15 protein-coding genes are annotated in these 13,996 nt (G+C 75.2%); 6 read left to right on the top strand and 9 right to left on the bottom strand.

Annotated features, from left to right (window positions below; all coding sequences use genetic code 11):
* Positions 1–13: 13 nt before the first annotated feature.
* The gene (locus tag ACIRBY_RS05615; protein ID WP_403896558.1) at positions 14–1,060 is read left to right on the top strand and encodes a TAXI family TRAP transporter solute-binding subunit; all 1,047 of its coding nucleotides are present in this window, start codon (positions 14–16) and stop codon (positions 1,058–1,060) included.
* On the opposite strand, the gene ACIRBY_RS05610 is transcribed toward ACIRBY_RS05615, so the two are convergent.
* The 4 genes from ACIRBY_RS05610 to ACIRBY_RS05595 all read right to left on the bottom strand — a co-directional run bounded on the left by ACIRBY_RS05610 (position 1,039) and on the right by ACIRBY_RS05595 (position 5,107).
* The gene (locus ACIRBY_RS05610) at positions 1,039–2,451 is read right to left on the bottom strand and encodes an ATP-binding protein (RefSeq protein WP_403896555.1); all 1,413 of its coding nucleotides are present in this window, start codon (positions 2,449–2,451) and stop codon (positions 1,039–1,041) included. The two genes, ACIRBY_RS05615 and ACIRBY_RS05610, sit on opposite strands and share 22 nt — an antisense overlap.
* Entirely contained in the window at positions 2,448–3,167 is a 720-nt protein-coding gene (locus ACIRBY_RS05605; RefSeq protein WP_403896552.1) for a response regulator transcription factor, read from the bottom strand. Before ACIRBY_RS05605 ends, ACIRBY_RS05610 begins: the two co-directional genes overlap by 4 nt.
* A gap of 43 nt (positions 3,168–3,210) precedes the next feature.
* On the bottom strand, positions 3,211–4,575 hold the full coding sequence (locus ACIRBY_RS05600) for an MFS transporter (RefSeq protein WP_403896549.1): 1,365 nt from the start codon (positions 4,573–4,575) through the stop codon (positions 3,211–3,213).
* 145 nt (positions 4,576–4,720) lie between these two features.
* A complete protein-coding gene (locus ACIRBY_RS05595; RefSeq protein WP_403896547.1) occupies positions 4,721–5,107 on the bottom strand; it encodes a hypothetical protein in 387 nt (128 codons plus the stop codon).
* Between the two features lie 200 nt (positions 5,108–5,307).
* On the opposite strand from ACIRBY_RS05595, the gene ACIRBY_RS05590 reads away from it, so the two are divergent.
* Complete coding sequence (locus tag ACIRBY_RS05590; protein ID WP_403896544.1) at positions 5,308–5,907, top strand: hypothetical protein; 600 nt, start codon at positions 5,308–5,310, stop codon at positions 5,905–5,907.
* Positions 5,908–5,974: 67 nt separating this feature from the next.
* On the opposite strand, the gene ACIRBY_RS05585 is transcribed toward ACIRBY_RS05590, so the two are convergent.
* The 3 genes from ACIRBY_RS05585 to ACIRBY_RS05575 all read right to left on the bottom strand — a co-directional run bounded on the left by ACIRBY_RS05585 (position 5,975) and on the right by ACIRBY_RS05575 (position 9,187).
* Entirely contained in the window at positions 5,975–6,814 is an 840-nt protein-coding gene (locus ACIRBY_RS05585; RefSeq protein ID WP_403896541.1) for a dienelactone hydrolase family protein, read from the bottom strand.
* Between the two features lie 120 nt (positions 6,815–6,934).
* Positions 6,935–8,335, bottom strand: coding sequence for a hypothetical protein (locus tag ACIRBY_RS05580; protein ID WP_403896538.1), 1,401 nt, complete (start codon positions 8,333–8,335; stop codon positions 6,935–6,937).
* 189 nt (positions 8,336–8,524) lie between these two features.
* Positions 8,525–9,187 carry an intradiol ring-cleavage dioxygenase gene (locus ACIRBY_RS05575; protein WP_403896536.1) on the bottom strand — a complete coding sequence of 221 codons (663 nt, stop codon included), beginning with the start codon at positions 9,185–9,187 and terminating at the stop codon, positions 8,525–8,527.
* A gap of 130 nt (positions 9,188–9,317) precedes the next feature.
* Between ACIRBY_RS05575 and ACIRBY_RS05570 the strand changes: the two genes are divergently transcribed.
* From ACIRBY_RS05570 to ACIRBY_RS05560, 3 genes are all read left to right on the top strand, one after another.
* Positions 9,318–9,935, top strand: a complete 618-nt coding sequence (locus tag ACIRBY_RS05570) for a hypothetical protein (RefSeq protein WP_403896533.1) — start codon at positions 9,318–9,320, stop codon at positions 9,933–9,935.
* Between the two features lie 120 nt (positions 9,936–10,055).
* The gene (locus ACIRBY_RS05565) at positions 10,056–10,697 is read left to right on the top strand and encodes a TetR/AcrR family transcriptional regulator (RefSeq protein ID WP_403896531.1); all 642 of its coding nucleotides are present in this window, start codon (positions 10,056–10,058) and stop codon (positions 10,695–10,697) included.
* Positions 10,694–12,091, top strand: coding sequence for a carotenoid oxygenase family protein (locus ACIRBY_RS05560; RefSeq protein WP_403896528.1), 1,398 nt, complete (start codon positions 10,694–10,696; stop codon positions 12,089–12,091). The genes ACIRBY_RS05565 and ACIRBY_RS05560 overlap by 4 nt, the downstream gene beginning before the upstream one ends.
* Positions 12,092–12,100: 9 nt before the next feature.
* Here ACIRBY_RS05560 and ACIRBY_RS05555 read toward each other — a convergent pair whose 3' ends face one another.
* Positions 12,101–12,532 (bottom strand): nucleoside deaminase, encoded by a 432-nt coding sequence (locus tag ACIRBY_RS05555; protein ID WP_403896525.1) that lies wholly within the window; start codon positions 12,530–12,532, stop codon positions 12,101–12,103.
* On the bottom strand, positions 12,529–13,395 hold the full coding sequence (locus tag ACIRBY_RS05550) for an LLM class flavin-dependent oxidoreductase (RefSeq protein WP_403896522.1): 867 nt from the start codon (positions 13,393–13,395) through the stop codon (positions 12,529–12,531). Before ACIRBY_RS05550 ends, ACIRBY_RS05555 begins: the two co-directional genes overlap by 4 nt.
* A gap of 94 nt (positions 13,396–13,489) precedes the next feature.
* Between ACIRBY_RS05550 and ACIRBY_RS05545 the strand changes: the two genes are divergently transcribed.
* Complete coding sequence (locus tag ACIRBY_RS05545) at positions 13,490–13,963, top strand: Lrp/AsnC family transcriptional regulator (RefSeq protein WP_403896519.1); 474 nt, start codon at positions 13,490–13,492, stop codon at positions 13,961–13,963.
* The last annotated feature ends 33 nt before the right edge of the window (positions 13,964–13,996 follow it).

The raw sequence follows: 13,996 nt of genomic DNA, 5'->3' as shown, positions 1-13,996 counted from the left end.
CTAAGCTGCCGCCGTGACCCACGCCGTGACCCACGCCGTGACCCACGCCGTGACCCACGCCGTGACCCACGCAGCGGCCGACGCGGCGGCCGACGCGGCGGCCGGACGCCGACGCCTGATGGGCGCGGTGTTCGGCGCGGTCGCGGCGGCGGCCCTGGCCGGATGCTCCGCGAGCTCCGGCCCCGCGGCGCGGCTGCGGCTGGCGACCGGGCCGCCGGGAGGCCCGTACAACGCCTTCGGGCGGGCCCTCGCCCGGGCCGCCGCCGACGCCGGCGGCGGCCGGCTGGAGATCGCGCCGGTGGCCACCGCCGCGAGCGTGGACAACCTGCGCCGGCTCGACGAGGGCTCCGTCGACCTCGCGCTGTCCATGGCCGACGTGGCCGAGGACGCCGCCCTGGGGCGCGAACCGTTCGCCCGCCGGGTCCCGGTGACGGCACTGGCCCGCGTCTACGTCAACTACACCCACCTGCTGGTCCCGGCCGCCGGACCGGTCCGCTCCGTGGCGGACCTCGCCGGACGCCCGGTCGCCGTCGGCGCCGCCGGGTCGGGGGCGCAGGTGGTGGCGGCCCGCGTGCTGCGCGCCGCCGGGCTGTCCGAGGGCCCGGCGGCGGCGGACGAACGGCAGCTGGGCCTGGCCGAGTCGGCGGCCGCGCTGCGCGGGGGCTCGGTCGACGCCGTGTTCTGGTCCGGCGGCGTGCCCACCCCGGCCCTGACGGACCTGGCCCGCGCACTGCCCCTGCGCTTCCTCGCGCTGGACGGCCTCGCGGACGTGCTGCGCCGGCGCTTCGGCCCCGTCTACACCCCGGTCACCCTGCCCGCCGGGGCCTACGGACTGACCGCGCCGGTGGGCACCATCGGCGTCGGCAACTACCTCCTGGCCCGCGAGGACGTGGCCGCGGGCGCGACGGCCGAACTGCTGCGGGTGGTCTTCGACCGTCGCGGCGACCTGCTGGGGGAGGTCACGGCGGGCGTGCGGCTGGAACCCCGCTTCGCGATATCCACCGGCGCAGTGCCGCTCCACCCGGGCGCGGTCTCGTACTACCGCTCGGTGTACGGCTGACCGTCCGCCGGGGGCGGCAGCCGGAACTCGAAGGCCAGACCCCGCGGGAGGTTCGGGGCGGCGCCGAGCCGGCCCCCGCTGATCCGGGCGATCTCCTCCGCGATGGCCAGCCCCAGCCCGCTGCCGCGCACGTTCTGGTGCTCGGGGGAGCGGGCGAAACGACGTGTCAGCAGGCCCAGTTGGTCCGCCGGCACCCCGGGACCGTCGTCGGCGACCCGGACGACGGCCTCCCCGCCCGGCGCGGCCCACGCGCGCACCTCCACGCGGCCGCCGCGCGGTACGAACTTCACCGCGTTGTCGAGGAGCGCGTCCAGGATCCGCCCCGCCGCGTCGGGCAGGGCGCGTACGGGCAGCTCCCGCGGGAGGCCGTCGGCCGCCAGCTCCAGGCCCGCGGCGCCGAAGACCGGTGCCCAGGCCTCCACCCGGCCCCGTACCGCCCGCGCCAGGTCCTGGTCCGCGAGCTCCGCCGCCCCCGACTCCACCCGGGCCAGCGACAGCAGCCCGTCCAGCAGCTCCTCCAGCCGCTCCGCCTCGTCCAGGGCCCGGGCGTGCTCGGCCAGGCCCGGGCCCGGGGCGACGTACGGTTCGACGTTCTCCAGCTGGAGGACCAGCGTGGCCAGGGGGTTGCGCAGCTGGTGGGAGGCGTCGGCGACGAAGTCCCGCTGGCGGCCGAGGGAGTCGGCGACGGCCTCCGCCATCCCGTTGAAGTGCCGCCGCAGCCGCCGCAGTTCCGGCGGACCCGTCTCGGAGGCGGCCCGGGCCCGCAGGCTGCCGGCCGCCAGGCGCTCCACCGCCCGGTCCAGATCGAGGACCGGCCGCATCAGCCACCGCGTGATCCCCGCCGCGACCAGGGCCGCCGCCGCGAAGGCGGCGACCGCCCCGGCGGCGATCAGCGACCAGCGGACCGCGACGTCCCGGCGGGCGGCGTCCGTGGGCACGGCCATCAGCACCGCCCCGCTGACCCGCTCGTCCCGCCCCACCGGCTCGGCGAGGACCGCGCTGTCCGGGCCCCAGGGACGGATCGTCGGCAGCCGGTCGGTGGAGCGCCCGGTCAGGGCCCGCCGGCGGGCGTCCACCGCCCCGGACAGCGGGGTCCGCGCGGCGGGCCCCGCGCCCGCGGCCCGCGCCACCGGCGCCCCGGCCGCGTCGACCACGAGCACCGAGGCCCCGTACAGCTGCGCGTACCGGCCGATCTCGGCGGACAGCTCCGCCCCGTCGGCCTCGCTGCCCGTCCGGTCGGCGAGGTCGGCGAACCGCACGGCCTCCGAACGCCGCTGGAGCAGCAGGTGCTCGGTCCGCCCCCGCGCGTACGCGTCGGCCAGGGGCATGCAGAGCAGCAGCGCGGCGACCCCCATGAGCACCATCAGGACCGCGAGCAGCCTGCGCCTCACCGGCCCGCGTCCCGCTCCCCGAGCACGGCGGCCGCCGAGCCGAGCTGGTAGCCGAACCCGCGCACCGTGCGCACCAGGCCCGGGCGGCCCGTCTTGGCGCGCACGCCCGCCACGTGCACGTCGAGGGAGCGGGAGGCGGCGAGGAAGGCGTCGCCCCAGATCCGGTCCAGGATCTCCTCGCGCGAGTGGACCTCCTGCGGACGGGCGGCCAGGAAGGCCAGTACGTCGAACTCCCGGCGCGTCAGCCGGACTTCGCTGCCGGCCACCGTGACGGTCCGCCCCGCCGGGTCCACCTCGACGTCACCGGCGCGCACCGCCCGGGAGCCCCCGTCGGCCGTCCCGCCGCCCGTACGGGCCCCGTACGCCCCCGTCCGCCTCCGCACGGTGTCGATCCGGGCGATCAGCTCCGCCATCCGGAACGGCTTGACCACGTAGTCGTCGGCGCCCGCCCGCAGTCCCTGTACGACGTCGCGCTCCTCGCAGCGCGCCGTCACCACGATCAGCGGAGCGTCGCAGACCGTCCGCAGCCGCCGCAGCAGTTCGAGCCCGTCGAGGTCGGGCAGGCCGAGGTCGAGCAGGACGAACTCGGCCTCGCGGACGTGCCGCAGGGCGTCCAGGGCCCGACCCACCCGGCGGACGGTGTGCCCGCGCCGGGCGAGGGCGGTGCCCAGGGCCCGGGCCATGCGGTCGTCGTCCTCCACCAGCAGCGCGTGCACCGGCAACCTCCCCGCACCCCGGACCCCCGAACCGGCCGGCAGCCTATCGCGCCGCCCCCGCGGCCGCCGCGGCGCCGGACCGCGCCCCGGCCTCCTCCTCGGCGCGGCTGAGCGCCGCGTCGCGGGTGTCCGGCATCAGGACGTACGTCACCAGCGAGACGAGGGCGCAGCCGGACACGTACCAGAAGAACATCTTCTCGTGGCCGCCGTTCTTGAACCACAGCGCCACGTACTCCGCCGTGCCGCCGAAGAGCGCGTTGGCGACCGCGTACGGCAGCGCCACGCCCAGCGCGCGGACCCGGGTGGGGAACAGCTCGGCCTTCACCGCCGCATTGATGGAGGTGTAGCCGGTGACGATCACCAGGGCCAGCAGGGACAGGCCGAGCGCGGACCAGTACGAGGACGCCGACCCGAGCGCCGTCATGATCGGGTAGGTGCCGACGGTGCAGCCCACCGCGAAGGTGATCAGCAGGGGCCGCCGGCCGATCCGGTCGGACAGCATCCCGGCGAGCGGCTGGAGCGCGGCGAAGAGCGCCAGCGCGGTGAAACTCACCAGCGTGGCCGTGGTCTTGGCCATGCCCGCGCTGCCGACCAGGTACTTGGTGAGGTAGGTGGTGTACGTGTAGTACGCGACCGTGCCGCCGAGGGTCAGGGCCATGACCAGCCCGGCCTGCCGGCGGTGCTCCCACAGCGCCTTGAGGGAGCCGCGCGCACTGTCGTCGTGCGCACCGTCTTCCTTGAAGGCGTCGGTCTCCTGGAGTCGGCGCCGCAGCCAGAACACGACGACCGCGAACACCGCCCCGAGCGCGAACGGGACCCGCCAGCCCCAGCTGCCCAGCTGCTCCTTGGTCAGCGTGTGCTGCATGGTGATGAGGATCGCCAGGCCGAGGAGTTGCCCGCAGGTCATGGACACGTACTGGAACGAGGACCCCAGCCCGCGCCGGTCGCGGGCCGAGGCCTCGGTCAGGTAGGTCGCGCTGGCCGCGTACTCCCCGCCGATGCTCATCCCCTGGAGCAGCCGTGCCAGCAGCAGCACGACGGCCCCGAAGTAGCCGGCCTGGCCGTAGGTCGGGGCGACGGCGATCAGCAGGGCGGCCGCCGACATCATGGTGACGGTGAGCGTGAGCGCGCTCTTGCGCCCGTGCCGGTCGGCGGCCCGCCCCAGGATCCACCCGCCGACGGGACGCATCAGGAAGCCGACGGCGAAGATGCCCGCGGTGTTCATCAGCTGGGTGGTCGGGTTGTCGCCGGGGAAGAAGGAGTCGGCGAAGTAGATCGCGAAGCTGGCGTAGACGAACCAGTCGTACCACTCCACGAGGTTCCCGAGGGACCCCCCGACGAGCGCGAGACGGCGCCTGCGGCGCTCGTCCGAGGGCGGCGGGCCGAGCGTGACGGCGGACGGGGGCATGGCGGCTCCAGACGGAAGTCCCTGATGGGGAGGGGTGGCACCCCCGGATCCGGGGGAGTGCCCAGACTGGATGCGCCACCGCACCCGGACAAGGCCCGGCACCCAGATCTAACGTTCCGCTAAGAAAGCCGCACACGCCCGGGGGTCAGTGCCCCCCGCGCCCGAGAAGGACGATCTCCTCCTCCACGGCGGCGAGTTCCTCCCGGCGGGCCAGGAGTTCCAGCTGCTCCCGGTAGCGCACCAGCGCGGTGTGCAGCAGCGGCGTCCGACCGGCTTCCAGCGCGCACATCCGGCGCGCGGCGGCGACGGCCTCGGCCCGGAGGGCGAGGGCTGTGCCGGGCTGGTGGGCGAACTCCTGGCGGCTGTACTCGTACAGGGCCTCCGCCAGCCGCGGCAGATAGGCCAGCGGGCTCACCTGCACCAGCAGCCGGTAGGCGGCGACCTCCTGACGGACCGGCAGGGATCCCGATCCGAGGAGGGCCACGCGGGCTCGCAGGAGGGCTTCGTGATTGATGGGCGCCGTGGAATTCATGAGGGAGATTCTGAAAGCCGCACAGGACCCCGAACAAGGGCAAAGCGCTGTGCTTTCGGTCCTACGAAAACCCCCTCTGACCTGTCATGATGGATACGTCTTCACCCCTGTGCCCCGAAAGCCGCCCCGAGAGCCACTCCGGGGCCGCGCGTCGGCCCGAGGGGGTGGCCGGCCGGCCGTCGGAACGGGGTGGCGGAGCGGTGCCGGGCCCTCGCACGGTCGTCCTCGACGGCCCGCTGCGGGTGCGCGGCTCGCCCGGATGGGCAAAGCTGGAGATGGTGGCAGTGGTGCCGACCGCGGAGCCGACTGGTGAGGAGTGGCTCGTGGACGCTTCAGGAGAACGGCGGCGTGCCCGTCCGGCCCGGCAGTGGAGGCGGAGGGCCGGCCTGCTGTGCGCGGCGGCCGCCCTGGCGGCGGTGGCGGCGCCCGCGGCGGCGCAGGCCCCCAGGCCGCAGGACCCCTACCCGGTGGTGGTCGTGGACTGCGCCTCGGCGGCCCAGGTACGGCCCGAGGAGTTCATCCTGGCCTGCGGTGACGGAAACAACCGCCTGGTCGGACTCGACTGGGACACCTGGGGCGCGAGCACGGCGACCGCCACCGGCACCGACATGGTGAACGACTGCCGCCCCTACTGCGCGGCGGGGCGCTTCCGCCCCTATCCCGTGACGGTCACCCTGAGCGAGCCGCTTGCCTGGCCCGCGCACCCCGGTGTCCAGCGCTTCACCAAGATCCGGCTGCTGTACACGGACACCGCGCCGGCGCCCGTGCACAAGGACGTCACGTACAAGCTCGTCTACTGAGCCGAACCGAAGCGCACCGAACCGAACCGTACCGGCGGCCCGGGGCCCCGCGCCCCGGGCCGCCGGCTCATGCGGAGGCGTCCGCCTCGGTGCCGAGCAGCTTCTCGCGGAACAGGTCGAGCACGGTGTCCAGCGCCTGCCGCGTGGGCTGGCCGGGCTCGTCGACGAGGTGCTCGGTCAGGACGGAGTGCGCCGGCAGGGGGCTGTGCGGGGCGGCGTCGCCGTCCTCCAGCTCGACGGCGACGAACGCGTCGCCGAGCTCGCGGCGCAGGAACGCGAACCGGTCCCCGGGGACCAGGCGGTCCCCCTTGAAGCGCAGCCCCAGGACCTGGAGCCCCTCGCGTTCGCAGCGCCCGCGGACGACCGCCAGCTCCTGCGGGCTGATGTCGATCGAGCCGGCACGGCCCGCCGTGCACGGCAGCGGGAGCGAGGGCTGGGACAGCACCGGCGCCAGCATCCGCTCGTCCGTGGCCATGGCCAGGGCGAATCCGCCGGTCAGGCACATGCCGACGGCGCCCACCCCGGGCCCGCCGCAGCGCTCGTGCTCGGCGGCGGCCAGCGCCCGCAGCCACCGCACCACGCGCGAGCTGCGTCCGGTCGCCAGCAGGGTGAACTCCCGGCTCACGCAGACCTGCCACATGGTCGAGGCCATGGCGCGGGCGGTGTTGGCCCAGCCGGCGGTGGCGGGGTTGGCGTCGCGGCCGGGGGTGCCGAAGAGCACCGGGAGCACGGCCGTGCAGCCGGTGTCGGCCACGCGCCCGGCGAACTCCAGGACCTTGGGGGTGATGCCCGGGACCTCGGCCAGGATGATCACGGCCGGGCCCGTGCCCCGGCGCAGCACCCGGCGGGTGGCGCCGTCGTGGGTGAACGTGCTCTTGGTGTAGCCGGTCAGGTCGTGGTCCGCCACGCGCCTTCCCTTCCGTCGGGAGTCCAGGACGGCCACAAGTTACCGGCACGTAGAGCCCGTTGGTCAAATGGCTCCGCGGCGGGCGGGGCCCGAGGGCCCCCGCCCGCCGCGGAGTGGGGGCTAGCGTCCGGCGCTGCCGCTGACCAGCGGCCACTCGCGGTGCAGGGAGCCCAGCGGGATGCGGCGCTCCAGGACGGGCGTGCCGAACAGGGACAGCTGGAGGTGCAGCTGTCCGTTCAGGTCGAAGCCGCCGTACAGGGCCCAGGCACCGCTGACGGAGGTCTTCCCGTCGGTGGACGCGGACGCCTTGGCGTCGGCCTCGCCGCGCAGGTAGGGGGCGAAGTCGGCACCGACGCCGACGGCCCCGTACAGGCCGACGGAGGCCTCGGCGCCCAGGGCGCCCTTGACCCGCCCGGCGGCGGCGACGGTGGCCTTCACGGGGGAGCTGTTGACGGCCGAGGTGCTGACCGGCTGCCAGCCCTTGCCCGCCGCGTAGCTGCCGCCGACGCGGAAGTCGCCCTTGACGTCCTGCTGGACGTCGAGGGTGACCTGGCCGTCGGCCTCGACCTGGATGTACGTGGTCAGGTCGAGGTTGACCACGACCGGGACCGGGCCCACCTGGATGACGGGGGCGCTGTGCAGCTTGGCGAACGGGATGCGCTTGGGCGAGCCGGTGCTCGCCGCCGCGCGGCCCTTGAGGGCCCACTGCGAGGACCAGTCGCCGCTCATGCCGAGGAAGGCCGCGCTGGGGGCGGAGCCGATCTTCGTGCCCGTGTACGAGAACTCGACCTGGGGGGCGAGCTGGACGAAGCCGGACACCGAGGCGCCCGCCGAGGCGGGGGCGTCCTTGGCGGTGTCGATCGCCGCGTTCACGTCGAGCCGCAGGTTGCCCAGGGGCAGCTTGGCGCCCTCGGGGCCGAAGCGGGCGCCCTCGCCCTTGGCCCAGGAGAAGGTGACCCCCTTCATCAGGGGTTCGACGACCATGGCGGAGGGGTCGACCTTGACCTTGCCGTCGGCCTTGGCCTCGCCCAGGGCGGCGGAGAGGGTCGTGGGGGCGGTCTTCACCTCGGTGCCGCGGTCGGTCTTCCCGACGACCTCGGTGACTTTCGCGAGGAGGCCGTCGGGGGCGCCGGGAGCCGGGGCGCTGGCGATGACGTCGCCCACGGCGACCGGCTTGGCGGGGGCGGGGGAGTCGTTCGAGGGGGTGTTCTGGCCGCCCTTCGGGGGCTTGGGGGCCGGGGCTATGACGGCCCGCTGGCTGTTCTTGTCGTAGGAGGCGACCCGCAGCGAGGACTTCTCCGGCCGGCCCTCACCGGTGGAGGTGCGGGCCAGCGGCGAGGGGTCGGCCGGGCCCTGGGGGGCGGCGGCCACTTCGAGGTGCTGGTTGCCGCCTGCGGCGGGGGCGCCGGGGGCGGCCCCCGGGCCGGCGGAGTCGGTGTGCGCCGGCGAGGAGCAGCCGGCGGCGGCGAGCGCCAACGTGGTCAGGCCGGGAAGCAGGAGGCGTTGGGCGAACGTGCGCACGTAGGGAGAACCATTCGGTAAATGGGGGGAATTGAATGCGTTACCGAGAAGTAACGTGAGGGTTGATCATGACACGGGCGGACCGCGTCAGTCATCTCGGGTTCCGGCCAACTCGCCTGCGCCACCTGAAGGTTGAAACTTCAAAAGCGACGGGCGGCCGGTTCCCCCACCGCGGAGGACCGCGGTCGCTCAGGCGATGCCCACGGTGTAGGCGGCGCGGTACCCGGCGCCCTCCGCCACGGGGGTCAGCGTCATCGTGCCGGCGGCGGCCCGGTACCGGTCGTCGTGCGCGTTGGGGTCGCGCGGGGCCTTGCGCAGCGCGTACGGCTGCCGGGCGTAGACCTCCCGCAGGAACGCCTCGGGCAGGAAGAACTGCGAGGTCGTCTCGGTGCCCGCGTCGGGCCGCACCTTGAAGTGGATGTGCGGGGCCAGCCCCGCGTACCAGCCGGGCACGATGGTCCGGAACGCGCACCGGCCGGCCCCGTCGGTCACCTGGACCCCGCGCAGATAGGTCTCCCGACCCTCCGAGTAGACCCCGGCCGCGTCGGCCTGCCAGATGTCCACGGCCGCCCCGGCGAGCGGCCGGCACCCGGCCGAGGCGCGCACCACCGTCAGCTCCAGTCGCAGCGGCACGCCCGCGCGCCCGTCGGTGACGTCCGAGCGGGTCCGGCCCGGCCCGGCGTAGTTCGGTCCCGCACCCGCCTTCACGGCCAGTACGCAGTCGGGCGTGGTCCCGCCCGCCGGCGCCGAGGCCGGTCGTGCGCAGCCTGCGGCCAGCGCGGCGAGGGAGGCGGAACCGGCCGCCAGCAGGAGGGCGCGGCGGCTGCTCGGGAAGGTGCCGTCGTCGGTCATCCGAACCTCTCACGCGTGCGCCCGGGAGGGCCGACCCGGACGGTCGCCCACCGGAGCCCACCGTGCCGCACCCCGCCGCCCCGCCCCGCGACCGACACACGGCCGACCGGGCGTTGCTAGCCTCCCGTCCATGGGACTGGACATCACGGTGGTCATGGCCGACTGGGGCCGCCTCGGCCGCATACCGGCGGCCGAGCGCCGGCAGGTGCTGGACGACGCCGTCTGGCCGGACCCCTGCTGCGACGCCTGCTGGAACGCCGCCCTGGACGCCCCCCGCGGCTGGACCTGGCCGCCCGGCCGGGCCGAACCGTGGTGCGCCGAGTACCGCTTCCTCGGCACCACGGGCTCCTACGGCTGGCACGTCCGCCTGGGCAACCTGTGGGACGACCTCCGCGACACCGCCGCCCCCGGCCTGCGCGAGGCCCTGGACACCTTCGCGGGCGGCCTGTTCTGGCCGGGCCCCGACGGTGAGAGGACGATCGCCCCCGACTTCCCGGACGACCCCACCCCATGGACCCGCGAGCCCCTCCTCCTGGCCCCGCCCCGGACGGTCGCGGCGCTCGCCGACGCCTGGCGGCGGGCCGAGCCCGGCCTGGAGTCCCTCCGCGCCCCCTTCGAGACCCGCTGCGCGGCCGAGCCCGGCCGCCCCGAGTCCTTCGACGCCTCCCTCGCCCTCCTGCGTGAATGGTCCGCCGTCACGGCGGAGGCCGCCCGCCGCGGCTGGGGCCTGATCGGCCTTCCGTACTGATCCGCGCCCGGCGCCCCGCGCCGGGGCGCCGCGGGCACGCGCACGCGTCGCTGCATCCTCCGACGGGCCGTCAACGCGGCCGTGAGGTAACACTGTTGCCCATGGGTTACGCTGTTACCCATGACCATGACGCTCTACCAGGACGCCCTGCGGTCCGGCCAGGAGGCCGCGCGCACCGCGGTCCTCGACCGCGCCATCGGCCTCCTGGTCACCGAAGGCATCCCCGCCCTGACGATCCGCCGGATCGCCACCGAGATCGGCACCTCGACGAAGGTGCTGTACACGATGTTCGGCGGCAAGGAGGGCCTGATCGACGCGCTGTACCAGGAGGGGTTCGCCCGGCTGCGCCGCGCACAGGAACGCGTGCCCGGCTCGCCCGATCCGCTGACACACCTCGGTGACCTCGGGACCGCCTACCGGGCGCACGCGCTGGCCGAACCGGCCTACTACCGGATCATGTTCGAGCAGACCGTCCCCGGCTACCGCCCGGGCGCCACGTCCCTCTCCGCCGCCGAGGAGGCCTTCGGCGTCTCCGCCGCCGCCGTCGCGGCCTGCATCGAGGCCGGGGTCTTCCGCCCCGGCGACGCCCGCGAGATCTCGAAGCTCCTGTGGGCCGCCGCCCACGGGGCCGTGAGCCTGGAGCTCGGCGGCCACTTCCCGCCGGACACGGCGGCCCGCCGCTACGAGGCGCTGATGACCGCCGTCGCGGGGGCGTACCTGGCCCGGCCCGCCACCACCACGGACGAAGGACGCCCCGCATGACGAAGCCCAGGACCTCCGCCAACCGCTACCTGTCGGGGAACTTCGCCCCCGTCACCGAGGAGGTCACCGCCCACGACCTCCCCGTCACCGGCCGGATCCCGGCAGGGCTCAGCGGCCGCTACCTGCGCACGGGCCCCAACCCGCTGGGCGTGGAGGACCCCGCCGCGCACCTGTGGACCCTGGGCGAGGGCATGGTGCACGGCGTCCGCATCCGCGACGGACGCGCCGAGTGGTACCGCAACCGCTGGGTCCGCTCCGCCTCCGTCGCGGACCGGCTCGGGGAGCCGCGGCGCGGCGCGCCCGTCGACGAGCGGACCGACTTCGCGCCGAACGTCCAGGTCGCCGGCCTGGCGGGGCGCACCTTCGTCCTGATCGAAGGGGGATTACGGCCGTACGAGCTCGGCTACGACCTGGACACGATCGGCCCCTGCGACCTCGGCGCGACCCCGGAGGGCTTCAACGCCAACGCCCACTCCGTGTTCGACCCGCGCACCCGCGAACTGCACTCCCTCGCCTTCCGGTACGGCTCCGAGCACGTCCAGCACATCGTGACGGACGACACCGGAACCGTGCGGCGCGCCACGACCATCGCGGCCCCCGGCAGCCCCTACATGCACGACTTCGCGCTCACCGACCACCACGTCGTCCTCTACGACGGCCCCGTCGTCTTCAGCGCGGCCCACCTCTCCACCGGGGTGCCCTTCGTCTGGGACCACGCCCGTCCGGCGCGCGTGGGCGTCATGCCCCGGGCCGGCGGCGAGGTGCGCTGGTTCGACGTGGCGCCCAGCCTGGTCGGCCACACCCTCAACGCCTACGAGACCGGCACGGACCTCGTCGTCGACGTCGTCCGCCACCCCGAGGGCTTCGACATCCGCGACGTCGGCAGCAGCCGCCCCGCGCTGTACCGCTGGACCGTCGACCTGGCCGCCGGCACGGTCCGCGAGGAGTGCCTCGACGACCGCGTCCAGGAGTTCCCGCGCGTCAACGCCGCCTTCACCGGCCGCCCGTACCGCTACGGCTACGCCGCGGCGGTCGAACTGTACGCCCCGCCCGCCGGCCCCGGTGACCCGCGCCCGGCCGAGGGCTTCAGCAACGCGCTCCTCAAGCACGACCTGGTGCGCGGGACCACGCAGGCCCACGAGTTCGGGCGGTTCGCGGCGGTCGGCGAAGCCGTGTTCGTCCCCACCGGACCCCCCGGCAGGCCGTCGGCCGCCGCGCCCCCGGCCGACGAGGACGACGGCTACCTCATGGCCTACGTGCACGACCCCGACCGCGGCGCGGCGGACCTGGTGATCCTCTCCGCCCAGGACTTCACCGGCCGCCCCCTGGCCCGCGTCCACCTGCCCGTCCGGGTTCCCCTCGGCCTCCACGGCAACTGGATCCCGGACCTCTGACACCGGCACTCAGCGGTAGTAGCCCTCCACCACCGCCCGCACCTCCTCGAACAGGGCGGGGCCGTCCTGCGGGACGGGCGGCCGGCCGGTGGCCGGTCTGATGTCCAGGAGCTGTTCGCCCGACAGGGCGAAGACCACCCGGCGCAGGCCGGCCTGCCGGATGACCGCCCCGCACATCGTGCAGGGCTCGCAGCTGGTGTACATCGTGGTGCGGGCCGCCGCCGCCGGGTCCAGCTCCCGCGCCGCCCACCGGGCCAGCTTGAGCTCGGGGTGGGCGGTGATGTCGCGGTCGGTCAGCGTCGTGTTGCGTTCCTCCGCCAGCACCGTCCCGTCCGGTGCCGCCAGCAGCGACCCGAACGGCGGGTCGCCGGCCGTGCGGGCCTCGGCCGCGAGGGCGACGGCGCGGAGGAGGAGGGAGTGGTCGTCGGGGGTGGTGGTCACGGCTGCTCCGTCGTGAGGGGGCGGGAAAGGTCGAGGTGTGCGGCGACGGCGGCGAGGTCCCGCCAGGCCGCCTGCGGACGGTGCGTCTCGCGCGGGTCGCCGCCGTAGGGGTCGAGGACGACGGACTCGGCGCCCAGCAGGCGGAGTTGTTCGAGGTCGTCCAGGACCTGGTCGATCGTGCCCTCGCCGGCGGGGCGCCGGGGTCCCTCCACGGGCGTGCCGGTGAGCTTCAGGGCGATGCGCGGGGCCAGCGCGGGAACGGGACCGCCGTGTTCGTCCGCGTACGCCCGCAGCCGCTCCGCTGCCCCGCGCAGCCACGGCAGGGTGACGCGCAGCGGATGCCAGGCGTCCCCGAGCCGGACGGACCGCCGCATGCCCGCCTCGCTGTTGCCGCCGACCCACACCGGGATCCTCCGCCGGCCGTAGGAGGCGGTGTCCTCCCAGGCCGCCCGGACGCCCCGCAGGTGGGCGTCGGTGAGCCGGCCGCGCCGCTCGAACGGGATGCCCAGGGCGGCGAACTCCTCCCGCGCCCATCCCACCCCCACGCCGAGGACCAGCCGGCCGCCGCTGAGGTCGTCCAGGTTGGCCGCCATCCGCGCGGTCAGCAGCGGGTGCCGGTACGGGGCCACCAGGACCGTCGTCCCGAGCCGCACCCGGCTGGTGATCCCGGCCAGCCAGGACAGGGTGGTGAACGGCTCGTAGAAGGGCGCCGGATAGCGTTCGGCGACATCGGGCGTGACGGCGACGTGGTCCGAGACCATCAGCAGGTCGAAACCCAGGCCCTCCACCGTGTGGGCCCAGCCGCGCAGGACGCCCGGGTCGGTGCCCGGGCCGAAATTGAGGATGTTGACTCCGATCTTCACGCCGCCGAGCCTAGTCAGCCGGTACGGGCGCCCAGAAGGGATTCCCGCCGGTCCAGGGGGCGTTCGCCCGTGGATCGGCCGGTAATCTGGGCCGATGACCGAGAGTCTTGATCCGACCGACTGGGCGATCCTGGAGGAGGTCCAGCGCGACGGCCGGATCCCCTTCACCGAACTCGCGCGCCGCGTCAACCTGAGCGCGTCGGCGACCACCGAGCGGGTCCGCCGGCTGGAGGCGCTCCGGGTGATCACCGGGTACCGGGCGGAGGTCGACCTGGAGCGCACCGGGCACGCCGTGCTCGCGGTGGTCCGGCTGAAGTACCCCGGCACCCGGCACGAACCCCTGCACCGGCTGCTCGCGGAACGCCCGGAGATCCTGGAGTGCCTGCGCACCACCGGGGACGACTGCTACGTCCTGCGCGTGACGGCCACGTCGATGGGCCACCTGGAGGAGATCGTCGACGCGCTCGCGCAGTTCGGGAGCACGACCACCAACCTCGTCTTCAGCCGGACCCTGCCGCTGCGCGGCCCGCGCGCGCCCCGGCCGGCGGCGGACGGCCGTCGCCCCTGACGGGCGGCACGCCCGTGCCCGGCGTCCCGGTCT

It is taken from the genome of Streptomyces sp. NPDC096136, assembly GCF_044763325.1.
In the GTDB taxonomy this organism is placed as follows: Bacteria; Actinomycetota; Actinomycetes; order Streptomycetales; family Streptomycetaceae; genus Streptomyces.
Note: the sequence above shows the minus strand (reverse complement) of the source record. Positions and strands in the feature narration are given on the sequence as shown.